The organism is Proteiniborus sp. MB09-C3 (assembly GCF_030263895.1).
GTDB lineage: Bacteria > Bacillota > Clostridia > Tissierellales > Proteiniboraceae > Proteiniborus.
In genome coordinates this window covers 1,319,025-1,344,383 of sequence record NZ_CP127161.1, presented here as the reverse complement: position 1 = coordinate 1,344,383, position 25,359 = coordinate 1,319,025, and the positions used below count along the sequence as shown (strand labels likewise).

At 32.0% G+C, this 25,359-nt stretch carries 23 protein-coding genes, 1 pseudogene and 1 riboswitch; of the genes and pseudogenes, 4 read left to right on the top strand and 20 right to left on the bottom strand.

What is annotated here, in order from left to right; genetic code table 11:
- Window positions 1–321 precede the first annotated feature (321 nt).
- A complete protein-coding gene (locus QO263_RS06465) occupies window positions 322–1,566 on the bottom strand; it encodes a hemolysin family protein (RefSeq protein WP_285627842.1) in 1,245 nt (414 codons plus the stop codon).
- 185 nt (window positions 1,567–1,751) lie between these two features.
- Here QO263_RS06465 and QO263_RS06460 point away from each other — a divergent pair, with 185 nt between their 5' ends.
- On the top strand, window positions 1,752–2,831 hold the full coding sequence (locus QO263_RS06460; protein ID WP_285627840.1) for an AI-2E family transporter: 1,080 nt from the start codon (window positions 1,752–1,754) through the stop codon (window positions 2,829–2,831).
- A gap of 84 nt (window positions 2,832–2,915) precedes the next feature.
- On the opposite strand, the gene QO263_RS06455 is transcribed toward QO263_RS06460, so the two are convergent.
- The 13 genes and pseudogenes from QO263_RS06455 to QO263_RS06395 all read right to left on the bottom strand — a co-directional run bounded on the left by QO263_RS06455 (window position 2,916) and on the right by QO263_RS06395 (window position 15,266).
- Window positions 2,916–4,541: an amidohydrolase gene (locus tag QO263_RS06455; RefSeq protein ID WP_285627838.1), complete on the bottom strand. Its 1,626-nt coding sequence runs from the start codon at window positions 4,539–4,541 to the stop codon at window positions 2,916–2,918.
- 108 nt (window positions 4,542–4,649) lie between these two features.
- Window positions 4,650–5,081, bottom strand: a complete 432-nt coding sequence (gene sufU, locus QO263_RS06450) for a Fe-S cluster assembly sulfur transfer protein SufU (protein WP_285627835.1) — start codon at window positions 5,079–5,081, stop codon at window positions 4,650–4,652.
- On the bottom strand, window positions 5,078–6,220 hold the full coding sequence (locus QO263_RS06445) for an aminotransferase class V-fold PLP-dependent enzyme (protein WP_352169495.1): 1,143 nt from the start codon (window positions 6,218–6,220) through the stop codon (window positions 5,078–5,080). Before QO263_RS06445 ends, sufU begins: the two co-directional genes overlap by 4 nt.
- 258 nt (window positions 6,221–6,478) lie before the next feature.
- A pseudogene (locus QO263_RS06440) lies at window positions 6,479–6,655 on the bottom strand (ATP-binding cassette domain-containing protein); the annotation flags it as partial.
- 159 nt (window positions 6,656–6,814) lie between these two features.
- Window positions 6,815–8,110: an FtsW/RodA/SpoVE family cell cycle protein gene (locus tag QO263_RS06435; protein ID WP_285627834.1), complete on the bottom strand. Its 1,296-nt coding sequence runs from the start codon at window positions 8,108–8,110 to the stop codon at window positions 6,815–6,817.
- Complete coding sequence (locus tag QO263_RS06430; protein WP_285627831.1) at window positions 8,101–8,442, bottom strand: PadR family transcriptional regulator; 342 nt, start codon at window positions 8,440–8,442, stop codon at window positions 8,101–8,103. Before QO263_RS06430 ends, QO263_RS06435 begins: the two co-directional genes overlap by 10 nt.
- Before the next feature lie 349 nt (window positions 8,443–8,791).
- Complete coding sequence (gene nagZ, locus QO263_RS06425) at window positions 8,792–10,042, bottom strand: beta-N-acetylhexosaminidase (RefSeq protein WP_285627828.1); 1,251 nt, start codon at window positions 10,040–10,042, stop codon at window positions 8,792–8,794.
- Between the two features lie 45 nt (window positions 10,043–10,087).
- A complete protein-coding gene (locus QO263_RS06420) occupies window positions 10,088–10,975 on the bottom strand; it encodes a GGDEF domain-containing protein (RefSeq protein ID WP_285627826.1) in 888 nt (295 codons plus the stop codon).
- Window positions 10,976–11,026: 51 nt separating this feature from the next.
- Window positions 11,027–11,728 carry a TraX family protein gene (locus QO263_RS06415; RefSeq protein WP_285627823.1) on the bottom strand — a complete coding sequence of 234 codons (702 nt, stop codon included), beginning with the start codon at window positions 11,726–11,728 and terminating at the stop codon, window positions 11,027–11,029.
- A gap of 154 nt (window positions 11,729–11,882) precedes the next feature.
- Complete coding sequence (locus QO263_RS06410) at window positions 11,883–12,689, bottom strand: DUF368 domain-containing protein (protein ID WP_285627821.1); 807 nt, start codon at window positions 12,687–12,689, stop codon at window positions 11,883–11,885.
- Window positions 12,690–13,159: 470 nt separating this feature from the next.
- A complete protein-coding gene (locus QO263_RS06405; RefSeq protein WP_285627819.1) occupies window positions 13,160–14,164 on the bottom strand; it encodes a copper amine oxidase N-terminal domain-containing protein in 1,005 nt (334 codons plus the stop codon).
- A 161-nt stretch (window positions 14,165–14,325) separates the two neighbouring features.
- Window positions 14,326–14,796, bottom strand: coding sequence for a GGDEF domain-containing protein (locus tag QO263_RS06400; RefSeq protein WP_285627817.1), 471 nt, complete (start codon window positions 14,794–14,796; stop codon window positions 14,326–14,328).
- Between the two features lie 257 nt (window positions 14,797–15,053).
- Window positions 15,054–15,266 (bottom strand): hypothetical protein, encoded by a 213-nt coding sequence (locus tag QO263_RS06395; RefSeq protein WP_285627816.1) that lies wholly within the window; start codon window positions 15,264–15,266, stop codon window positions 15,054–15,056.
- A gap of 122 nt (window positions 15,267–15,388) precedes the next feature.
- Here QO263_RS06395 and QO263_RS06390 point away from each other — a divergent pair, with 122 nt between their 5' ends.
- The gene (locus QO263_RS06390; protein WP_285627813.1) at window positions 15,389–15,772 is read left to right on the top strand and encodes a helix-turn-helix domain-containing protein; all 384 of its coding nucleotides are present in this window, start codon (window positions 15,389–15,391) and stop codon (window positions 15,770–15,772) included.
- A 67-nt stretch (window positions 15,773–15,839) separates the two neighbouring features.
- On the opposite strand, the gene QO263_RS06385 is transcribed toward QO263_RS06390, so the two are convergent.
- Both QO263_RS06385 and QO263_RS06380 read right to left on the bottom strand, forming a co-directional pair.
- Window positions 15,840–16,172, bottom strand: a complete 333-nt coding sequence (locus QO263_RS06385) for a CBS domain-containing protein (RefSeq protein WP_285627810.1) — start codon at window positions 16,170–16,172, stop codon at window positions 15,840–15,842.
- Window positions 16,173–16,295: 123 nt separating this feature from the next.
- Complete coding sequence (locus QO263_RS06380; protein WP_285627807.1) at window positions 16,296–17,996, bottom strand: methyl-accepting chemotaxis protein; 1,701 nt, start codon at window positions 17,994–17,996, stop codon at window positions 16,296–16,298.
- A 144-nt stretch (window positions 17,997–18,140) separates the two neighbouring features.
- Window positions 18,141–18,226: riboswitch (cyclic di-GMP riboswitch) on the bottom strand.
- Between the two features lie 257 nt (window positions 18,227–18,483).
- On the opposite strand from QO263_RS06380, the gene QO263_RS06375 reads away from it, so the two are divergent.
- Together QO263_RS06375 and ytaF are read left to right on the top strand one after the other, a co-directional pair.
- A complete protein-coding gene (locus QO263_RS06375; protein WP_285627804.1) occupies window positions 18,484–19,272 on the top strand; it encodes a TetR/AcrR family transcriptional regulator in 789 nt (262 codons plus the stop codon).
- 80 nt (window positions 19,273–19,352) lie between these two features.
- On the top strand, window positions 19,353–19,976 hold the full coding sequence (gene ytaF / locus QO263_RS06370) for a sporulation membrane protein YtaF (RefSeq protein WP_285627803.1): 624 nt from the start codon (window positions 19,353–19,355) through the stop codon (window positions 19,974–19,976).
- Window positions 19,977–20,109: 133 nt separating this feature from the next.
- Here the strand turns inward: ytaF and QO263_RS06365 are convergent, their stop codons facing one another.
- From QO263_RS06365 to QO263_RS06350, 4 genes are all read right to left on the bottom strand, one after another.
- Window positions 20,110–20,430, bottom strand: a complete 321-nt coding sequence (locus tag QO263_RS06365) for a putative heavy metal-binding protein (RefSeq protein WP_285627801.1) — start codon at window positions 20,428–20,430, stop codon at window positions 20,110–20,112.
- A 214-nt stretch (window positions 20,431–20,644) separates the two neighbouring features.
- Complete coding sequence (asnB, locus tag QO263_RS06360) at window positions 20,645–22,492, bottom strand: asparagine synthase (glutamine-hydrolyzing) (RefSeq protein WP_285627798.1); 1,848 nt, start codon at window positions 22,490–22,492, stop codon at window positions 20,645–20,647.
- 49 nt (window positions 22,493–22,541) lie between these two features.
- On the bottom strand, window positions 22,542–24,026 hold the full coding sequence (locus tag QO263_RS06355) for a UDP-N-acetylmuramoyl-L-alanyl-D-glutamate--2,6-diaminopimelate ligase (protein ID WP_285627795.1): 1,485 nt from the start codon (window positions 24,024–24,026) through the stop codon (window positions 22,542–22,544).
- A gap of 33 nt (window positions 24,027–24,059) precedes the next feature.
- A complete protein-coding gene (locus tag QO263_RS06350) occupies window positions 24,060–25,250 on the bottom strand; it encodes a carboxylate--amine ligase (RefSeq protein WP_285627792.1) in 1,191 nt (396 codons plus the stop codon).
- Window positions 25,251–25,359: the final 109 nt, after the last annotated feature.

Sequence of the window (25,359 nt, the reverse complement as noted above, 5' to 3'; positions counted from 1 at the left end):
CTATATTTCTCATTAAAGTATTTACAATATGTATTTAAACAATTAATGGCACTAGGGTTTTAAAGCAATTATTGCTATTTTTATTCCCTCCTTTATTTACCCAGAAATGCAGAAATAAAACTAATCTCAGTTTCGAAACACAAATTTGCTCACTCCCTACGGTCGTGCAAATTTGGTTCTCGTTGCGTTTGACCTACCATCGATTTCCCGATAAAAGCATTCGGCAAATCGGGTTAGGTCATAAAAAAGCTCTAGCAATTATGTTAATCTATATTTATCACAACAAGGATAACATGTGCTAGAGTTTAGTAAATATTCTAATTAGGTTAATATTCTCAGCTTTTCTATTCTATTTTTTTCAACAATTTCAGCAATGAATTTAATATTATCGTATTCTATGGCCTCTCCGGTTTCAGGAAGCCTTCCTAGGACTCCCATGACAAAACCGCCAATAGAATCAAAATCCTCCGATTCTATACTTGTCCCTATCATTTCATTAACTTCTTCTATTTTAATATTGCCATAGACTAGGTACTCGTCTTCTTTTATCACTTCTATTTCGTCAACATGCTTATCGTACTCATCTTCAATATCTCCGACAATTTCTTCAATTAAATCTTCAATGGTCACAATTCCATCAGTACCACCATATTCGTCTAAGACAATGGCCATATGAATTCTATTTGTTCTCATTTCATCAAAAAGCTCTGTAGTTGGCTTAAATTCGTAAGTAAAATATGGTTCTCGCATATATTTTTTAAGGTCAAATTCACCTTTATTATCCTCTAAAAATAACAAATCCTTAACATATAATATTCCAATGATATTATCTGTCGTATTTTCATATACTGGAATTCTGGAAAATTGCTCTTGCCTAAATATATTTATAACATCCCAGTAGGATGAATTAACTTCAACTGCAACCATATCAGTTCTAGTGGTCATTACATCCCTAGCTTGGGAGTCACCAAATTCGAATACATTGTAAATCATGTCCTTTTCTTCGCCCTCTAGAACTCCTTCCTCATGGCTCACACTAACTATGGTTTTTAATTCTTCTTCTGTAATAAAAGGTTGATTATTATCCACCTTGCCACCTAACAATCTTACCAGTAAATTAGTTAAACGTGTCAAAAATATTATTATTGGGTTAAAAATAATTGTTACAACATGGACAAATCCAGCTACTTTCAAAGAAATCTTTTCAGAATTTTGAGCTGCTAACGACTTGGGAGTTATTTCTCCAAATATAAGCACCAATAAAGTCATTAATCCTGTTGCAATACCTACGCCCTTATTTCCATAGCGATCAATAGCTATAGAAGTTGCTAAAGCTGATGCGCCTATATTAACTACATTGTTACCAATTAATATAGCACTTAATAATTTGCTAGGATTCTTAACTAGCTTTTCAATTCTACTTGCACCTTTTACATTGTCCTCAACCATTTTTCTAATTCTAATTTTACTTAAGGTCATTAAGGCAGTCTCTGCAGCAGAAAAAAATGCAGATAACATTAAAAAAACAATTAGAAGAATTGTCTTCCACATGGCCTCAGGGTCCAAATCCCATCACACTCCTAAAATACATATATTTATTTACACTCTATTATACTTTATAATTAGTATAATTTCTATATAAAATTAATTTTTAAAAAATCAGAAGATAATATTACATAAAACCCATATTTCCTTTATAATAAATATAATAAGCTGCTCACTATAATATAATAAGGAGAAGAAAAAATAATATGGACAGCAAAAAATACGTTTTTCATTTGATAAATATTAGCTTGGTACTTCTAATAATACTATTGTTTTCTAGGTTAAGTGGTTTCTTTTCTCCATTAGTCAATGCATTAAGAATATTTATAACACCAATTATAATATCAATATTTTTATATTATGTTCTAAGACCCATCATCAGAAAATTGGAGAACAAAAAAGTTAATAAGGGTCTACTAATAATTACAATAATTTTGATATTTATTTTCTTATTAACGGTGTTAATCATTAATGGAGGAGCTGTGCTTAAAGAGCAATTTGAAAATTCCTTTTTAGCAAGCCTTGATAAAAACATTGATTTAAAAGGACTTTTGAATGATAATATCGGTATTTTATTACCTGAAAACTTTGATATAACAGATAAGATTATAAGCGAAGCTAAAGAGATATTATTGAAATTAAGTGCAAATATATCAGGAATATTTCTCCAAATTGGAGATATAGGTACGCAAATTATATTAGTGCCATTTTTATTATTCTATTTGTTAAAGGATGATAGGGTATTTTCAAAAAAATTCTTATCAATTATGCCAAAGACTCATAAAAAGCATATTATAGCTACTCTATCTAATTTAGATGATATACTTTCTACTTATATTTCTGGTCAGATTATGGTGACTTTTATTATTGGCTCACTGATGTTTGTTGGATATTTAATAATTGGATTGCCTAATGCTCTGTTAATGGGGTTATTTGCCATGGTAACTTCCATAATTCCTTTTATAGGAACTTTTCTAGGAATACTGCCAGCATTATTTATAGGGCTGACTATAGATTTGGCTATGATTTTTAAAATTATAATTGTTGCAGTTTTAGTTCAACAAATAGAAGGAAACCTCATCACACCTAATATTATGAAAAGCAAGCTTAACATTCATCCCCTATTAGTGATGATTATAGTTATTGCCAGTGTAAATCTTCTCGGAATATTAGGAGCTTTTATAGGAGTACCACTATATTTAATAATAAATACTCTAGTTAAAACAATTTACGGAATATCTAAAGAAAGAAAAATAGCCAGTAATATAAGCAAGGCTAACAACTAAGGCTGTTATAGTATTGCAATAATTAAAAAACTGATGAGTGCAGGTAAAATTGCTCTACGACACTCATCAGTTTTCATTTATATATTATTTTTCATAAACAACCCTTCCACCTACAATTGTCATATCCACTACTATATCTTTTATACTCTCTGGCTCAACTTCAAATATATTTTGAGATAGCACTGTCATATCAGCCAGCTTTCCTTCTGTTATTGAGCCTTTAATATTTTCCTCAAAGGAAGCATAGGCACTGCCCATAGTGTAATTATAAATGGCTTCTTCTACTGTAAGCTTTTCCTCTGGCAGCCAGCCTTTCTCCGGATATCCTTTTAAGTCCTTTCTAGTTACTGCACAGTATATAGACGGCATAACGTCTAGTGGTTCTACTGGACAGTCAGTACCTAGTGCAATATGGATATTTTTATCTAGCATAGTTTTAAAGGCATAAGTACTTTTTGCTCTATCCTTTCCAAGTCTGTCCTCTACTATATGGATATCATAATGCAGGAAAATAGGCTGTATATATGCAGTTACATTTAATTCCTTATATTTATTGAGCAATTTCTCATCAGTTATTTGGCAATGTATGATTCCATGTCTATGATCTAGTCTAGGATTTTCTTTTAAAGATTTTTCTATGGCTTCGAGGGCCATATACATAATTTTATCTCCTATAGCATGTATTGCAATCTGCATTTTATTATTATGAGCAGTTCTTACAAGTTCGTCTAGCTCTTCTTGAGTAAATACAAGTATGCCAGTAGTAGAAGGCTCATCCTCATATGGCTGACATAGTGAAGCAGTCCTAGCTCCTAAAGAACCATCGCCTAAAAGCTTTAATGGCCCTATTTTAAACATTTCGTCTCCTTGACCTGTTGCATATCCTGCCTCTAAAAATTCATTAAGCATATTAATTTCAGGGAGCAAGCATTGCTCATAAATTCTAAGTGTAAGCTCTCCACTTTCATTTAATTCATTGTACGCTTGTATAACCCTTTTAAATCCATAGCTGGATATACTTCCAAAATCATCAGTTTGAACAGATGTGAGTCCCTTACTGTTTGCATAAGCTGTAGCGGCCTTTAGTGCTTTCTTTATTTCCTCAGGCTCAGGATTAGGTATTATACTGTATATCAAATCCAGTGCATTTTCTCTAAATATTCCTAGTGGCTCTCCTATTTCGTCTACGTCAAAATGCCCTCCTTCTACCTGATGTGTTTCCTTATTCAGTCCTGCCATTTCTATAGCCTTACTATTTGCAATGCAAATATGGCCGCAGGCCCTAGTCAATACTATTGGGTGTTCTGTAGATATTTTATCTAAGTCATATCTAGTTGGAAATCTCTTTTCTGCTTCAAAGTAATCATGGTTCCAGCCTCTTCCTCTTACCCATATATCTTTTTGAATGTTTTTTTCTTTTATAAAATCCTTAGTTTTCTCGACTACCTCATCTATTGAAATACAACCACTTAAATCCACCATGTTCAGAAAATATCCAAAGCCCAATAGATGCATATGGCTATCATTGAATCCGGGAACTAATACCTTTCCTTTAAGGTCTATTAACTTAGTTCCTTCACTTTTTAAATATAGTATCTCATCATTATTACCTACTTTAAATATTTTGTCTCCTTTAATAGCTATAGCCTCTGCTCTAGGATAAGATGAATCCATTGTATGAATCCTGCCATTAAATAATATTAAATCCACATTCACACCCCCGTTTTTTAGTCTCAACTATATATTCCCATAAATCCTTCTTATCCACAACCTTATTTTTCTTGTAAACAGCAGTCTAATCATTAATAGAACAAAATATCACTTTATTTTTTCCAGCGCAATTTTAAGAGAATGCCAAGGCAACACCCCACATTTTACTCTGGCTGGCATATTTGATATATTCTTAAAGTAGGCGGCATCTCCCAATACATTGAGCTGTTCTTCATCATCTACATCTTTTTTTATCATGCCTAGAAAAGTCTCCAAAATATTGACTATTTCTTCTATTTTCTTACCCCTTATCAAATCAATCATAATTGAAGCAGATGCTTGAGATATGGCGCAACCAACCCCAGTAAAGCCTGCATCTACGACAATGTCTCCTTCTATTTTTATATGGAGAATTATGTCATCTCCGCAGCTAGGATTATGACCTCTTTCTTTAATCGTAGCATTTGGAATATCCTTTCTATTTTTAGGATTTTTATTGTGATATCTTATTAGCTCAGTATATATTTCATTCAGACTCATAATACATATCCCCTTACCTTTTCTAATGCTTCTATAAACCTGTCTATATCCTCAAATGTATTATAGAAGTAAAAACTTGCTCTGCAGGAAGAGCTTAAACCCATATATTTCATAAACGGCTGGGCACAATGATGTCCTGCTCTTATTGCAATATTGTAATTATCTAATATAGACGCTACATCATGTGGATGCACATCTTTCACATTAAAGGATACTATTCCTGTTCTATGATCTATGTCATTTCCTCCATGCATTTCAATGAAATCCTTATCCTTTAATTTATCCAATGTGTGTTTCAGCAGTTCCTTTACTATTTTCTCAATTTTCTTTATGCCAATACTTTGTATATAATCTATAGCAATTGAAAGGGATAAGGCTCCCTCTACATTTTGAGTACCTGCTTCAAATCTATAGGGTATTTCGCCATAGCTTGTTTCGTACAAATCAACGTATTCTATCATATCTCCCCCATATAAAAATGGTTCTAGTTCATTTAATTTATCAAGCTTACCATATAAAACTCCTACACCCATGGATGCCAGCATTTTATGTCCAGAAAGCACTAAAAAGTCAGCATCCAATTCATTTACATTTGTCTCTAAATGCGGTACACTTTGAGCTCCATCTATTATGATAGTAGCTTGATTTTCTCGCCCTTTTTTAACTATATACTCTATTGGATGTATTACTCCAAACACATTGCTTACGTGAGATATGCTGATTATTTTAGTATTTTTGTTTATTTTATTTTCAATATCTTCTTTCGTAATCTGACCGTTTTTATCACACATTAGATAAACTAGCTTTGCCCCAGTTCTTCTGGCTACCATCTGCCAAGGCACTATATTGCTGTGATGATTTGCAATAGACAAGAGAATCTCGTCCCCTTCTTTTAATCTACTCACTCCATATGAGTAAGCTAAAAAATTTAAACCCTCTGTAGTGTTTTTGGTAAATATGACTTCCTTTGAGCTCTTAGCTCCTATAAAATCTGCTGCCTTTTTCCTTGCACCTTCATAAATTTCTGTTGCCTTGATACTTAAATAATGTGCTCCTCTATGGGGACTTCCATTATAATTATTGTTATATTCTTGAATTCCTTCCGTAACCTTAATAGGTTTTTTGTGTGGTTGCTCCATTGTCTAAATAAACTATAGAGCTTTCCTTTACTTCTTTTTTTAGAATTTTGAAGCCCTTCTTATAATCTTTCAACTCGGATTCCTCCCAGTGCATATCTGACGTATTCTAATACTTTTTCTTTTGCTTTTTTGTCAGGCAGAAGCTCTAGTATCGACTCAAAGGAGGATTCCACCACTAAAATCTTTGCAGTATTTTTATCCAGACCTAAGCCATGGCTTTCATTCACAGTAAGATATTTTGCATAATCTTGCTCTGCTCTTTCCATGAGGATGACCCATTAGAACATTTCCTAATGTAGACTTGCCTGCTCCATTTGGCCCCATAACCACATGGATTTCCCCTTTATTTACTTCTAAGTTTAATCCTTTTAATATAGTCTTTTCCTCTGCAGATGCTACTAGGTTTTCTATTTTAAGCAGTTGGTTGTTGTTCATATATATCTTTCTTCCCTATTGATAATGATTTTCATTTTTATTATCCCTATTGTATACTATAAATATAAGTATTTCTGTGAACTAAGTCACAAAAATAAAAAACTGGTGGATTATTACCAAGAATTCTTGATATAATTCACCAGTTTTTTATTTTATTAGTTATATTACTGTTTCTGAGTATGCCTTTTCTTTTCTTCTATAAATATTAGACAGATATCCTACCATAACCATGTCCATAACAAGCTGAGTTCCTCCATAGCTTATAAAAGGGAATGGCAAGCCTGTTATAGGCAGTAGACCTAATGTCATTAAAATATTCCAGATAAATCTTGTTGAAAGTATTCCAATGAATCCAACTGCTACAAGCTTTCCATAGCTATCGGTTACTTTCCCTACACCTTTTATCATTCTAGCTATAAATAAGGCAATGGCAGCTACTAATATTCCAGTTATCAGCCATCCAAAAGTATAAATAACATAAGCAAACACAAAATCTGTATCAACAGAAGGAAGTAGCATAGGGTCAAACTCAAACCCCTTTCCAAATATTCCTGCTGATTTTATCAGATTGCCCATTTGGATATGTATCCAACCAGCTCCATTAGGATCATTCCATGGATTCAAAAATGTTAGTACTCTCTCAAGAATATATGATCTTTGTACTAGAAAAAATATACTAACAACGCCAGCTAACACAAACACAGGTATAACTTGTTTTAATTTTAATCCAGATGCAAAAAGAATTAACAGAACAGAAACAAAGTAAACTATCACATATGCCATTGAATATGTTCGTAAAAACAGCAATACAGGAAGTAATACTAAGCCTGCTGCAATTATTAGCCTTTTCTTGTCATTCCAATCCCATCCATCAAATAAACCTGCTAAAGAGACAATTAAAGGCACTATTACCATTGGCATAAAGCTTAACCTACCTGCAATAAAATAAAGCTGCCCATTAACATAAGCTCCTGTATTAATGAAAAATAGCCATGCTATAATAGTTGCTCCATAGATATATTTAGAATATTTCTTTAATATTCTATAATCAAATAGATTGAGTCCTAATAAAGTTGCTAATCCTAAAAGTACATGAAATATGCTATCTTTAAATATTCCATTATTTCGAGACAATGCCCCATTAGCTTCAATCAGATACATAAGTATAACTCCAAATACGGCTAATAAGGCTGCTCCTCCAATAATTGCCCAATCTGGCCACTGTCTATGTATTTTATTAAGCCTCTTTCCAACTATGTCACCATCACCCATATACCTCAAGGCTTCTTCTATAGCCATATCCTCAGACATTCCCTTTCGTATATTCTCAGCATATAACTCTTCTATATGATTTAAAAATTCAAGCCTTATTTCATTATGCAGCTTTTTATTTCTGATTTTACCGCAAACCTTCGTGAGAAAATCAGCTACTCTTTTATTATCTTCTAAGCCCATATAAGTCCCTCCCATAATACTTGCTCTACAGCCTTTGTAAATGTCCTCCATTCTTTTTCCTTTTGACTTAACAGCTTCCTGCCAGAATCAGTAATCCTATAATATTTTCTCTTTCTTTTGCTTTCCGTGTCTTCCCAGTAGGATTCAATCATCTCTTCTTTCTCAAGGGCGTGCAGTAATGGATATAGAGTACCCTCCTTAAAAGAAAAAATATTTTCTGATCTGTCTTCGATTTCTCTTATCATCTCATATCCATACATTGAACGTCTGTTTAAAAGACTTAAAATCAATATACTTGTACTTCCCCTTAATAGCTCCTTACTTATCTTCACAATAACACCTCCTATACATAGATATGCTATACATAGATTATCTATGTATTATCTTATAAAACTATGCGGCAAATGTCAAGCATAATTAAAAATCCGACTTTTTCTTCTAGCTAAGCAATAAGCTGTATAAGAAAAAGTCGGATTCTATCCTTCTACACAACAAGACAAGTGAAACGTCAGACTGTGTGTAAACTGTCACCCTGAGCGAAGCAAATGGGTCTCTAATAGCTTCAAATACAGATTCTTCACTGCGTTCAGAATGACAAAAACATATAGAATGTGAATTTTCACACAGTCTGATGTCCCCTTGTCCTGCGAACAAGACCAGGGAAGAAAACATTTCCCTATCCTATTCTAATATTTCTTTAAATTTATTATTTATATCTTCTGTATCAATTGTATCTTTAGTTTCATCAGTCATATTGTATTTTTCTTTTAGGCTTAGTATTCTATATACGCTATCATTTAGTCTATCCTCTGATATCGTTCCATTTGTCACTGCCTCTTTTATAGAATTTATTGCAGATACTCCATTGTCAAAGCCATGGGCTATTAGGACAATATCACTTCCTGCGTTTATTGCATTTACGGATGCATCTCCTATTTCATAATTCTCAGCTATAGCTCCCATTGTCATGTCGTCGGATATAACTACTCCGTTAAATCCTAAATCCTCTCTTAAAATATCTGTAATAATAGTTTTTGATAAGGAAGATGGATAATCAGGATCTATTTTTTTCAATAGTATGTGAGCTACCATAACTGTATCTGCTCCATTATCTATTGCTTCTTTAAATGGTATGAGCTCGAAGCTCATTAGCCGTTCTAAATCATGGTCAACAGCAGGCAACCCGACATGAGAATCAACTGATGTATCTCCATGTCCTGGGAAATGCTTTATGACTGAAACTACCTCCTCAGACTGTATGCCTTTCATAGTCTGTATTCCTAGGTCACTCACTATGGCTGCATTTGTTCCAAAGGATCTATCTCCTATTACTGGATTTTTAGGATTGCTATTTATATCTAAAACAGGTGCAAAATCCATATTAAATCCAAATAGCTTTAATTCTTCTGCTAATACTGTACCTATTTCGTAGGAAAGCTCTTTATTATTAATCTGTCCTATTTTTTTGTTTGTTGGAAGCTTTTTAATTTCTTTTGGCATTCTGCTAACTCTTCCACCTTCTTCATCTACAGAAATAAATAGTGGTATTCTATTTTTAGAGTTAGTTTCCTTCAGTGAATTGACTAGACTTAAAAGCTGACTAGAGCTTTCTACATTCTTGCCAAATATGATAATACCTCCAACCTTATACTCCTCAATCATTTTTCTTGAATTATCATCAAGGGTATAGCCTTCAAGTCCAACTACGACCATTTGCCCTATCTTCTCTTCAATAGACATTTCTTTAATTTGCTCTTTTATTGGGTCTATCTTTTCTACAGGAGGCTGAATGTCCTCTTGATTATGATTATCTTCTGCTTCAGACATATCTTTTTCTCCTGAATTTTTGTCATTATTTCCAATAGAGCATCCTGCTAATAATAGTAAAATCATTAGAAATGCTACGCAACTGTAAATTTTTTTTGTATTCATCTTTACCATCCCTATTTTATCTTTATGTGTATTTTTAAATTCTATTTAATAAACTTTGTTTTTTCCACCGTTCTTAGCTTCATAAAGGTTTTTATCTGCTATCTTTATCATTTCCTCAGCAGTAAGCTTATCTTTATACATGGTACATATCCCAAAAGAGCCAGTAATCTTGATATTATTATTGCCTATTAATAAAATATTATTTTCAATGTCTTTTCTTATTCTTTCGGCAATTTTATAAGCAGTCTCATTATCTGTATTATTTAAGCATATTAAAAATTCATCTCCTCCAAATCTTGCTACCCAGTCCTTGTCTCCCCTAACAGAATTGGATAATATTCTTCCATACTCCTTTACCTTTAAATCTCCCTCTAAGTGTCCATAGACATCATTAATCTTTTTTAGCTGATCAATATCTGTCATAATAATGGATATAGGCGTTCTGTTAATAGTACTCCTGATGATATCTACTGGAAGTCTTTCATCTATAAATCTTCTATTATAAAGATTAGTTAGATTATCCTTTACTACCTTCTCATTTAAGTTTATTATATAATTCTTGATATCATGTACATTATCATAATCCCCAGTATCTATTAACATAGTACTAGTCACTTCCTTTAGAAGCTCTAAAACAATTATGCGTTCTGTTGTCTCTATAGGCATTGCTGTAACCATATAAAATTTATCTTTTACATATTCTAGCTTAAATACTGTGTCCTTATTTAAGTAAGCTCTCATAGAAATACAATTTTCACAAATAGCATTATTTTTCCAATATGCATAACAAGTAGATTCTGATTCTATTGTGAGATTATCATAATATTGTATTATCTTTTTCTTACAAGGATCAACAATTCTTACTGTAGGATACATTTTTTTGAAAAAATCTAGATGAAATTCTATTTCTTCTAATTTTATAGCCTTGTCCATCATCAATACTTCCCTTCAGAATATAAAGTAAATTGTTTAAATCAACTAATTTCATTTAGATAAAAAATACCCTATAGTATATAATATCCAAATATGTGCAGGGTAAAAAGCATAGAAAAAATATTTTAGACTCCTTCCTCTCTCCCCATTGTACATAAGAATAAATGGAAGCGAGAATACCATCATCCACTGATAATTTATCAAAAATATATTTTCATAGGAGAAATCCCCAAGTATGAATATACTGGATAAAATTATATAAGACATTGAAAGCGCTAATTTATTTCCTCTGAAGTAATAGAATATGAGAACCATTCCTATACCTAAAAAAGAAGCCTCTGTAAATAATCCTAAAAAGCCGACTATTATTGCATATACAGTAAGCTTAGATTTAACTTTGCTTTCTTCGGTATTATTAATAAGATCAATAAAATATAAAAGAGCAAAACAGAAAGCTAATGATAAAAATATATTATTAGGTATATAGCTATCATAAGGAAAAATAAATTCTAGAAGTCTTGAGCCTCCAAACATAATAAGCCCCCATATGAATAGCCTCTTCATATATTTCTCTCTATTGCTTGTATGTATAAAGCCTTCCACAAGAATAAAAAAGAATATAGGTGCCACAATTCTACCTAAATAATGAAACCAGATTGGTATGTCAGGCATAAACTGAGCAATATGGTCTAATAGCATTAGTATAACCATTATCATTTTAAGCTGGAAGCCATTGAATACTTTATATTTCATTATGTCACCTCTAAATATGATAGTATTTTTTATCATAATTATTTATATATACAAGCATATTATATCACTTCATTCTTTTATAAAAATTCCATATTATAAGAACATATTAGAATTTTAAGCTATTATATGAAATCTTAAACACCATATCCAGCTTTTATTTTGCCCTCTCATATCTACTAAGATATGCAGATACATAAAGACCTATTATGAACAGTATTAAACCTATTAAGTATCTAAGGCTAAAATTAAATCCTGGAAATATAGGTATTACTGAACCTATGGCAAAGCCTAATACCGCATAATTTGTATACCCATAAGCCTTTTCAAATAACATGCTGATTAGCTTAGCAAATATAATAATACTGAAAACAAAACCTATACCCATAGGAACAAGATTTGCTATATTGATATTTGCTATGCTGTCAAGTACTAATTCATATGCTCCCATATACATTAGGATAAAAGAGGCGCTTATACCAGGTATTATTGTACCAAAGCCTATAATTGAGCCATATATAAGAAGCTGCAACATTCCCTGATTGTGGCTTGGGATTATATTTATCACCTCATTATCTAAGAATGCAAATATAATGGTGATTCCTAAGGTTATTATAAATGGTATTAAATATGTATATTTAAATTCTCGCTTATTAGCCTGTTTAAATAGGGAAGGAAATGTACCTATTATAAGTCCAATAAAAAGATATTTTACCTCGATATTATAGTCCGTAAATAAGTAGTTTATAAGTCTGCTAAAAATTAAAATTCCAAAACCACCGCCAAGAGCAATAGGAAAAAAGAATACTACATTGTTTTTGAAATTCCTAAACACATGCGCTATTGCTTCTGTAATTCTTTCGTATATACCAAATATTACTGCAAGTGTACCTCCGCTTACTCCTGGAGCAATAGCTCCTATACTTAATGCCATTCCCTTTAAAAAGCCTGTTAAAAAATCCATCAAAATCCCCCTCGCTGTATAATACTATGGATAATATTATACATAACTATATTATTTCATTACTAAATACATCATTTCATCAGTTTTTTGCTCGTATTTTAGCATCAACTACGACTTCAGATGTTATAATATATTTAGTAAGCACAGGCATATAATAGTACTTCATCTTTTTATTATAATTCTTATATTATCATACTTATATTTAATTAGTCATGTCATAATTCCTAATCAAAGACACAAATAATGTCTCGCAGCTCAAATTTATTTGCCCGCTACCCTTCATAAATTTGGTCCTAACGGACACTCCTATCATGAACCTACAACAGGGTTGGTGCTCGTTGCATTTGACCTACCTACGATTCTTTCGATAAAAGCATTCGAAACAATCGGGTTAGGTCATAAAAAAAAGCCCTTTGATTTACTTTGTAAATGGGACATCAGTAAATCTAGGGACTTTTATTGTTTCTAAATTATTTCATTATGTCTAGAAGAGATTGTGGAACGTAAGTTTTTTCATTATTTATTTCTGGTGCTTGTTCAAATTTTCTTAAGCTCTTGTTGTATCCATAATCTTCTTTACCTATGGCTATTGTGAATGAAACATTGCCTTTACTTAAAATTATACTTCTATTTTCGTTATTCCATTCAATCTGATATCCTAAATGTTCTGCTATTTTTCTCAAAGGAATCATTACAGTTTCTTCTTTTTTATAGCTATCTGCTTTAATCATTTCAGCAATTTCATCTATTACATTACCTTCTCCAGTTTCAGTATCGTCTGTATTTCCTGTATTCTCTTCTGATTGTTCCTTAAGCACAATTATTTTGCTTGGATTTGTCTGTGCAGGAATACTTCTAGTAGTAATTGTATAGAAGACTACTAAATCCTCATCATATAACTCTTCTTCCTTACACTCTTCTCCATATTGGTTTGTTATAACAGTTTCTTCTGAAATATTAAGCTTTAGAGAATTATCTGCACTTATTAGTTCTTCATCAAAATTGGAATGCTTAATAAAGTCTTTCTCTTCTTCATCCTTTACAATAACCAGTTCTGGATTAATTATAGGTGGGTATATCATTAGCATTGGCATATCTTTCCTGTAGTAGCCAGCAAGCTTTTTACCCTCTTTTAATTCAGAGCTTTTGATGATTTTTTTTGTTGCTTGATCCACAATCATAGCTTCATCGGATATATTAAATACTGCTACAATTTTATCCTCTTTCCCATCTGTCAATGAAACAGATACGTAACCTTCCTGTGTTTTAATTTCCTTAACAACACCCTCAAAGTTTATATAGTTTATTTTATCCTCCCAAGAATCCTTTGTGGATATAGTCATGTGTTCAGGAATCGAAGAACTCCTTTCTATAATAAGAGGCTCCTGCCCCTTTTCAGCATAAATTGGTGAAATAGCTGATGTCATTACTAGAGCTAAGGATAGAGTTCCTACAATTTTAGTTGATCTTTTCATCTGAATTCTCCCTTCTTTTCTGTGTTTTTTATTGCTTATGATTATTTGACGGGGTTATTCAGCAAAAGTTCCATAAAATTATTTATTTTTTAAAGCTGAGTATTACTCACTTAAAAGCACTTATTTAATTCTTTAGCTTTTATTGCATATAGGAGAAATATTTAACTAGTTTGTTCATCTTTAGATAAGGCTTTTTTCTTCCATGTGTATACTCTATTTCTTCCATGTCTTTTCGACTTGTATAAAGCTGTGTCGGCATAACTAATCAAGGTTTCGATAGTAGTTTCCTCATCAGGAACAAGACTAACTACACCTATGCTTACTGTACTGCCATCAATACCTAAAGAGGATTCTCTCCTATCATTTGATTTTGCTATATCATCTACAATAAGCTTTGCAATTTTCTCTGCCCTTTTCTCGCTAGTATCAGGAAGTAAAATAGAAAATTCATCTCCTCCATAACGACCTGCAACAAGCATTGCCTTATTTCCTATTTCATTCCTAACATCTACAATAACTCTATGATAAGAGTAAATGGATAATAAAAATAGAGAGATAAACCATAGGAAAATTAATAGAATAAAGCGTTTTTTATAATATCTATTTGTTTTTAAATATGGGAGTTTTGCCATATCTGTCTTCCTCTCATCATATGGAAAATATGTTTATGGTACCTTATGTCAAAACTTAATAACTAGGACTTTTTTACTAGCTATGTCAAGACAATTATAGGACTTTTCCCCTAGTTTTGCAATAGTATTCATTTTTATACGTAATTTAAAAAATATGAAAATATGATTGCAATAGCATCTAGATTTATTTTATGCTACTAGTTTTATTTAGCAGCATTTATATTAAATAATTATAACTATGTCCTTTAGATTTTTTACTAAAGCCTATTTTTAATGATACTTAAATAAATTTTTAGATTTGATAAAAAGACCTCGAAGCTAACCTCCTTTTCAAATATTAAGTAATTATAGACTATGTCTCTACCTATTTCATCTAATGCCTCTTCTAACTCTTCATATGTAATACTTGTCAATAATTCTCTTTCTTCTGGGATCATATCGTCTAGTTTCTTTATAAAGTTTTTAAGCATAATGTTTTCTGTTTTTCTTTTATATGTACTCATATGTATGTATTATATCATAATATTCCCCTTTTTGTAGCATAATAATTAGTATATATATTTTTATGTTAGGATATTTAAGAGGTGATTTTATGAACTTTTCAGAGCGATTGAAACTTCTTAGAGAAGAAAATAATTTAACTCAAAATGACTTGGCCGAAAAGCTAAATATCAGTAGACAATCTGTTGGCAATTATGAGAAAGGGACTAGATTTCCAAATGATCCAGAGCTTATCCTAAAAATTGCAGGATTGTTTAATGTTTCAATAGATTATTTATTAGGTGTTACTACTATTAGACATTCGTTAAAAAACAATACTATAAAAACACAGTCTAGAATCAAGGAAGAAGACTCTATTTATTATGCAAATAAGACTAGCGCACTAGAAAAGCTCTTTTATGAAGTAGATGGGCTTTCTACAGATAATATAAAAAAAATAACTAAATGCATTAAAATATTTAAAGATAATTTGTAAAATAGTATGGCTTAATTTTAAAATAAAAAAGTAGATGCAAGATACTTCTTTACATCTACGTCTTTATCTAAATGTCAGAGTTAGCAATTAATAAATCCTCTGTAATCAAACCCTCTATTTTATTTTTATTTTTAACCAACAAAAAGTCAGGATTTTCTTTTTTAAATATTCCTCTAATATTTTCGATTGAGGCTTCTGAATTTACATATAAAAATGTTCCCATCATCACATTAGCTGCAATGTCTTCAGGATTGGCTTTTATTAATTCCTCATCTGTTATTACTCCAACAATATTGCCATTTTCCACCACTGGAAAATGATGTATCCCTTTATCTAATATAATGTTGTTTATCAATGTAATACTATCAACAAGATTTACTAGCATAAAGTTTTTTATCATAATATCACGAGCTTTTCTAATCATATTATTATAATTTTGCTAACATGTAAATAACACAAAACTGTACTTACTAATCATAGATTCGTTAGCATATCTTCCTCCTTCCTTCAGTTATTATAATTTTTAATGCTTGAATCTTGAAACTGTTTCCAATAGCTCTTCTGCTAAATGAGCTAGCTCTTGTGCAGAGCTTGCTACTTCCTCCATAGAAGCAGTCTGTTCTTCAGAAGCCGCAGATACTTCTTGGCCAGAGGCTGCTGTCTGTTGTGATATAGCTGCAATGCTATCTATCGATTTAACTATTTCATTGCTTTCAGAAGCTATCTGCTGTGTAGCTGCACTCACTTCATTTATTTGTTCTGCCACGTTTTCAACTTCCTTAACTATAGACTTAAAAGTATTTCCTGCCTTGTTTACTGCTTCTACTCCTTCAAGAATTTCTTGTCCTCCAGATTCAATAACATTGACTGCACGGTTTGTCTCGCTCTGAATATCTTTTATTAATCCTTCAATTTTCTGGGTCGAAGCAGAAGATTGCTCAGCTAAGTTTCTTACCTCTTCAGCAACAACTGCGAATCCCCTTCCCTGTTCGCCTGCTCTAGCAGCTTCTATAGCAGCATTAAGAGCTAGTAGATTTGTTTGATCCGCAATATTCTTAATGACATCTACAATCTGTCCAATTTCTTCTGATTTTTTTCCTAAGGCATTAACAACATTCGCACTTTCTATGGAAACCTGCTTTACTCTATCAATTTTTCTTACTGCATTTTCTGCCTCTCTTACTCCTTCGTTGGCAGCATCAGAAGCATTCTTACTTGCATTAGTTACAGATTCTGTATTTGCTGCAGCCTGCTGTATTGCAGAAGAAATTTGACCTATATGGGAGCTGGTAGCCTCTAATTCTTCGGATTGTGCTGCGGCACCGCTGGACAGCTCCAGTATAGTTTTAGATACTTGCTCGGCAGCAGCTGTTGTTTCTTCAGATGATGCTGATAACTCCTGACTATAGGCGGCAACACTTTGAGAAGCTTCTGTAATCTTTATTATCATATCTCTTAGCCTATCAGTCATTATGTTAAAGGAATTTGCTAATTCACCAATTTCATCTTTATTTTTAACCTTTATAGCTTGTACTGTTATATCACCTTCAGCTATTTTTTTCGTAGCTCCAGCCATTACTGTTATTGGCTTGGAAATTATATTAGATATGTATAAAGAGACTATTATTCCTGTTAGTACGCTTAGTACAATTATAATAATCAATATGACTAATGTTTCTGAATATAGCATGTCGCTTCCATTATTAGCCGCCTCTGCTAATTCACTTTTTTGCTTTACGAGATAATTGATTTTTATTTCTATTTGCTCAGAATTAAGACGATTTACCATAGTTTGTTGATTAGCTTCCTCAATTTTGCCACTTGTAGCTAATGCAATAGCACTTTCCTCGTTAGGCTTTAGTATTTCCCACAGTTTTGTTATTTCAGAATATATACTTCTACCTTCCTCATCTACTATTGTACTTTTAAAATCCTCTAAGTTTTTTTCAAATTCCTCAAATGTAGACTTCATACTTTTAGCAGCTGTTTCCCGTCCTTTAGAATCTACTGCTAATATCAGCATTCCCCTGTCCTCTCCCAAGGATGCTAGATTTATTTGTGCATCTTTAATATATTCAATGCCTTTTAAGTGCATGTCATATAAAACAGTTAATTCATTGTTAATTACTGAAAGACTGTATATTCCAACACCACCTAATATAATCATTAAAATAATTAAGGCACTGAATCCAAATATTAGCTTTTTTCTCACTGTCAATTTCATTTATAATTCTCTCCTTTAGAAATTATGATAAACTAACACCTTGCTAAGAGAACAACCTTTTCTACAAATATCAGCCTTTTTAAATAGATGCAAGAAAGCTGTGAGTTCTGTTAAAACCACAGCTAAAAAATCATGGAAAAACATATTTACAACCCAGTCATTATAGTGTCGTACATGTCATATCCGTGGTTTCGCGTCTCTATCCTTCGATAAATTAGCTTTTTATATATTTTCATTGTATTGTACAAATAGTTTTTACATATAATATTACTATATTAGACACCACGTATTATTGTAGTACTATTTTCCACTTTTGTCAACATTTTATGCTATAATAAGGAAAAAGTTCTATGGTAATCTCAAACATATCCATTTACTACTCTTATGACACAATAGGCGGGGTATATATTAATATCTGCTTTATAAAATTAATACATTTTATGAAGCGAATATAATAATAAATTACAAAATAATGGGAGTGATTGTTATGGACAAAAGCCAGATATATCGTCAAAAAATACTTTCTTGTGCAAAAGAAATCCTAGAGATTAATGGCGAAGATGCTATTACTATAGATAATATTGCAAGAAAGTGTAAAATCAGTAAATCCACTTTTTATAATTATTTTTCTAATAAAGAAGACTTAATAAACCATCTAAACAGTTTCTCTGATATAGATGGTTTTTTTGTTTCTGGGACAAGAGAATTGATTTTACTTAAGGCAATTGAAGCTTTTCCCAGATTCGGATTTAACGAAATTGATATGGATAAAATCGCCAAGCTAGCAAAAATAAAAAGGACTACTATATATAATTATTTTTCTAGCAAAGAGGAACTATGGGAAAACTGTATTAGATATATTGTTGATAAGCAAAAAAGTATTATAGAGTCTATTGTGCTCGCTGATGAGAATCCTGTAGAAGTAATGGATAATTATATAGACTCTTTATTTAAGCTAGAAAATGAGTATTATAATGCTATCATAATAGTAAGCAAATACCATTACATAAGCAATAAAAAAATGCAAGAATTGCTTAAGGAATTAATCGATATAAAAATAAAATTATTTTCTTCAATAATTGAAAATGGGAAACAGAAAGGAAGCTATAAAAAGGATATAAATTCTATTAATACAGCAAAACTTATTACGACTTTTTTATTTGGATTAAGTTTTATCGATGCAGAAGATATTGGTGAATCGAAAAAAAAACTTTTTAACTTACTTCATAATTTTATAAAAGAAAATAACTTATCTAAGGAAGTACATGAGCCTTGATAAAAGAAACATCCCTTGTAACCTTTTAATTACTAAAGAGTATTATGATAATGTTAGATTTTAGTTGAGGGGGCGTTTCTGTGTTAGAAGCCTTATTATTAGTTATAGCTTTATCCTTAGATGCTTTTGTAGCTAGCATTGCTTATGGAACAAGTAAGATTAAAATACCTATTTCATCGGTAGCCGTTATTAGTACTATTTGCTCCTTTATTCTTGCGATTTCTCTTTTTTTAGGATCCATATTGAAAATGGTATTGCCAAACAGATTTGCTACTACAATTAGCTTTATAGCTCTTATGCTGTTAGGTATATATTATTTGCTTGAAGGGATTGTAAAGGCTAATTTAAGGAAAAGTGAAAGCTCAAATAAAAGAATTAAATTTAGATTTGCAGATATGCAGCTTGTACTGGATATTTATTTAGATGAAACAAGAGCTGATTTAGATAATTCAAAAAACCTCAATCCTAGGGAGGCTTTATACCTTGCCATAGCTCTCTCCATAGATTCGTTAGCAGTAGGATTTGCAAGCAGTTTAGGAGAGGTTAATTACATCCTTGCAATTCTGTTTTCCTTAGTTGCAGGTGCAATTGCTATTCTAGCCGGATTGTTCTTAGGTAGAAAGCTTGCTGAAACAGCAAAAATAAACTTATCATGGTTATCAGGTGCTCTATTATTAGTACTGGCAATTTTAAAATTAGTATAGAAAAACGGTAAAGAAACGACAAAATAATGATATACTCCCCTTTTGGCTAATAGCTCTATTGTTTTGCTATCTAGCATAATGGGACATATCTCAGGACTTTTGTCGTTTCTTATAACTTATGCTTTATTTTCCACTATTCTAGGACAACTCCAGTTCCAGAGGCTGTTACCATAAGCATATTGCCTCCTTCTCCTAAAACCTCATAATCAATATCAACTCCAACAACTGCGTTGCATCCAAGGGCAGAAGCTCTTGATTGCATTTCTCTCAATGCATCTTCTCTAGCTTTGATCAATTCTCCCTCATAAGATTGTGAACGTCCTCCAAAAAAATTTGAAAGTCCAGCAGCAAAATCCTTAAGAAAATTTACACCTGAAATTACTTCTCCAAAGACTATACCTCTATACTCTTTTATTTTTCTACCGTCTACATTTGGTGTTGTAGTTACTATCATGCCATACCTCCCACTTTATTTCTTAATACAATAATATTATACCCTTAATAAAATAATTCTTTGCTCAGCTGAATCTATTATACTATTTATATCTGGCGTTAAATATAGATATCTAGCATGAAAACATAATAGAAATACATGTTCTGATGTTTCAAATATAGAAAATGCATCAAAGAAATACTATCCGATGAAGCAACTCTACTCTACAGTGCTATTATAATTCTATAAAAAACTTTTTATACCATATAAGAAAAACATATATTGTCCATATCTGTCTAGCATGGTTCTCTTTACCTGTATAATGCTCTTCAATTAATTTCACAATTTCCTCAATATTAAAGAATTCTTTTGCTACGTCCGACTGAAACATTTCTTTTACCATATTATAATACTTTTCCTCACGGAACCAATATCTAATTGGTACTGGAAATCCTACCTTAGTTCTATTTGCCCATTCGCTTGGCAATGTATCTTTTGCAGCAATTCTCAATGCGTATTTACTATTTTTATCATTGACACGATATTTTACGGGTATTTGAGCTCCTAAAGACATGACCTCTTTGTCTAGAAATGGAACTCTTAGTTCTATCGAATGTGCTGAACTCATTTTATCAGCCTTCAGAAGAATATCTCCTGGCAACCACAAATTCATGTCAAGATACTGCATCTTAGTAACATCACTTTGATCCTTGACCTTCTCGTACACTTTCTTTGTAATACTTTGTACAGAGGGGCCAGATTTATATTCATCTTTTAGCACTTTCAATGCATCTTCTTCTTCAAAAACTTTGGCTTGACCAATAAACCACTTTTCTACTCTTTGCCCGCCTTTTACTAGAAAATTGGTTATCCTATTCTTGGGTAATGCTTTGCAGACTAGTGAAACTGGACGCCTAATAAAATTAGGTATCTTCTTATATTTCTTCATTGTTGGTGTTGTCTCATACCAAGCGTATCCTCCAAATATTTCATCCGCACCCTCGCCTGACAATACTACTGTGACATGCTCTCTTGCAAGCTTAGCTAAAAAGTATAGCGGCACAACCGATGGATTTGATTGTGGCTCGTCCATATGGTACTGAATAGTCGGAAGCATTTCGAATGACTCTTCAGCAGATATGAATTTTCTATGATTTTCTATCCCTAACATGTCCGATAAATCTTTAGCCAAGTTTGTTTCATTATACATATCTTCATAATCACTAAAGCCTACTGAAAAAGTTTTGTTAGGCATTAATAATGACGTAATATAGCTTGAATCTACTCCACCAGATAAAAATGAACCTACTTTTACATCACTAATTCTATGATATTTAACTGATTCAGCCACAGTCTCTTTTATTTTGTCAACGTAATATTCTAGGCTGTTATCTTTTTCATTATACATTGGATCCCAGTAACGCTTTATTTGTATTTTACCTTTTTTATATATCATATAGTGAGCTGGCTTAAGCTTGTATACACCTTTAAAAAAGGTTTCATCAAGAACTGGGTATTGGAAAGTAAGATATGGCTTTAATGCATCTTTATTCAATTCTTTATTGAACGTTGGCTGTTTTAAAAATGATTTTATTTCAGAGCCAAATATAAATGAATTATCAGAAGTATTTTGAGTATAATATAGGGGCTTTATCCCAAAATAGTCCCTAGCTAAAAACATTATTTCATTTTTAGTATCCCATATTGAAAAAGCAAACATTCCTCTTAATCTATGCAATAAGTCTGTTCCATATTCTTCATAGGCATGTATGATTACTTCACTATCTGTATTACTTTTAAATATATGTCCTCTTTCTTGAAGCTCACTTCTCAGCTCCTGATAATTATATATTTCCCCATTGAAAATCATTACACAAGTTTTATCCTCATTATACATTGGCTGACTAGCTTCCTCTGATAAGTCAATAATCTTAAGCCGTCTAAAGCCGAATGCGACATTATTATCTGTATATATTCCTCCACTATCAGGACCTCTATGGATTATAGTATCCATCATTTCTTTGATAACTTTTTCTTTATCTATAGCTAAAGTCGTATCAGCAAACCCCACAAAACCACACACTTTTATCACCCTCTCTTATTGTTGTAACCTAATGTATTGTGCCAGTCAATTAACTTGTTTTCTTAGTACTACTTTTTATAATTTCCGTAATAATTTCAGTTTCATTAAAAGGTACTTCTATTTTACCTATTTTCTGAGAGGTTTCGTGCCCTTTTCCAGCAACAAAAATAATATCATCTTTTTTGCTTATTTCAATAGCATATCTAATTGCTTCCTTCCTATCAACTAAAGATACATAAGTACCATTATGTTCTTTTATAGATTCTACAATTTCCTTTATGATAGAATTAGGGTCTTGATCCTTGGGGTTATCAGATGTTACGACGGCAATGTCAGAATACTTAGCTGCCACTTTACCCATGGCATAACGCTTAGCTCTTCCTTTTTCTCCTGGAGCTGCATAAACACCGAAAACTAAAATGAGTCTGCCCTTTGTGAAAGGTTTTATAGCTGATAGGGCTTTTTCCAAACCATCTTCCGTATGTGCAAAATCAACAATTATTTTATAGTCCTTATCCTTATACACTACTTCAAATCGTCCCTTTATATCTTTTACTGCTTCGATTCCTTTCTGAATGTCCTTTAGCTCTATATCATTGCAATAAGCACAAGCAATAGCTGCCAGACTATTGTATATATAAATCTTTCCTGGAAAATTAACCTTAATCTCTATACTTCCCTTTGGAGTATTTGCTACAAAGCTTGTAAAATCAGCAGAATAACAAATACTTGTTGCATAAATATCAGCCTTATTATCTATTCCATATGTTATTGTTTTAGACTTTAGATTTTTTGCCTCTTCTACCAATCTCCTACCATACTCATCATCTATATTAATAATATTGTAGTCTTTTGTCATCTTAAATAGCTTAGCCTTTGCATGAAAATATTCTTCCATACTATTATGCAGCTCTAGATGGTCTGGTGTAAGATTTGTATAAATACCTGTATTGAAATCACATTCTGCCACTCTATCGAGGCTTAGTGCATGTGATGATACTTCCATAATACAATTTTGAGTGTTAATGTCTACCATTTCAGAAAACATTTGTTGCAGATTAAGGGATTCTGGAGTTGTGTTCTTAGTTTTTGCTAATCTTTTTCCTATGACGCTTCCAATGGTACCAATAAGGTCTATAGGTTTTTTAGCCTGTTCAAATATAGATTTGATTAAAAATGATGTTGATGTTTTACCATTGGTTCCAGTTATACCAATCATATTAATCTTTTTAGTAGGGTTGTTATAATAATTAGACGATATTTTGGCTAATGCCTTTCTTGAGTCCTTAACTTTTAAAAATGTGACATCCGCCCTATTTATAAATACATCCTTTTCAGCTATTATGACATTAGCGCCATTTTCTATAGCCTTTTCAATAAAATCATGCCCATCTACTGTAAAGCCAGAAATAGCTACAAAAATGAAATTGTCCGCCACTTCTCTAGAATCATAGGCTATTCCACTAATCTCTTTATCTAAATCACCTATTGTTTTTATACAATCAAGTTCTTTGATTACTTTTGTTAAAAGCATTTATTTCCATACCTCCTGAGGAAACAATTTTATCTAATCTTTAGTTTTAAAAATTTTTCTAAATACCTTACCCATTATTATTCCTGCATATGAAAAGGCTGGCATAGGATCCTTCCAGTCCCATATTGCATATGCTTTTGGTCTTAATAAGGATTTGAAAATTTCCTTAAATGTGAGTTGTCCAGATTTAATATAATCTCTAATAGCTAATATATCCTCATACGCATACCAAAATACTAGATTCTGATCTTCTTTAAATGACTTTGGCTCTAAAGGTGCTCCTGTCATCTCTCTATATGTTATATAAGGTATATTTAGCCCAAGTTTATATAATAAATTGTTAAAATTAGTTATTCTAGCATTTACCTCTATCATGTAAAACTTTCCTGTTTCAGAATCCTTTTTAAATTCTATCTCAGCAAAGCCCTTAAATTTAATTGTCTCAAAGAACTTTGCTCCTATTTCATAAAGCTCTGGCACATATTTGTGACCGGTATAGACAGAAGCTCCAAAATTTATAGGAAATTGTCTATATTTTTGACATGTAGACCAATGTGTTACCTTGGCATCTTGATTTAAATATGCATCAAAGGTATACATATGATCATCAAAGCCCGGAATAATTCTCTGTACAATAACCTCTAAGCCTGCATTTTTTGCTTTGTCTAATGCCTCTTCTAATTCTTCTCTATTTTGAACCTTAAATAGCTTTCTCCTAAATTTGGCAACAAAGGATGGAGAATCTACTGGTTTAACGATACAAGGATACTTGACAATAGTTTCAACCTTTTCTAAAAAGTTTTCATCATCTAGTCTAACAGTTTCTGGAACAGCTACCCCATGTTCTATTGCTAATTGATATAGTGAGCCTTTGTCCATAACCTTTGTCCATAAACCTGGTTCTGTCTGAGGTATAAGGTAATATTTCTTAAGCTCCTCTAAATGTGCATCAATTACTTCTGCGTGCAGGTCATGACATGGTATAAGTACAGGAGGGCTTTCTTGTTTTTTAGCATAATCTATTAAGAATTCTATAAATCTCTTTGTATCTTTTTTATAATGTGGTACGATTAATCTTTCAGAAAGGTATTTCGATTTAGCAGCGTAAGTATCCTTCTCCGAATAATCCATAGCCACTACTTTTACCCCATGTACACCTAAGCAACGAATTGCGCTAAGTGCAATATAATAGTTCGTTCCTAAAACCACTGCCTTATTATCCATGCTAACACCTTCCTATTTCACTAATAATTAATTTAATCTGCTGTGCTAGTTAATAACAATTTCTATTAACTAGCACATCAATATCTTTATAAATAATCTCACTACAAGC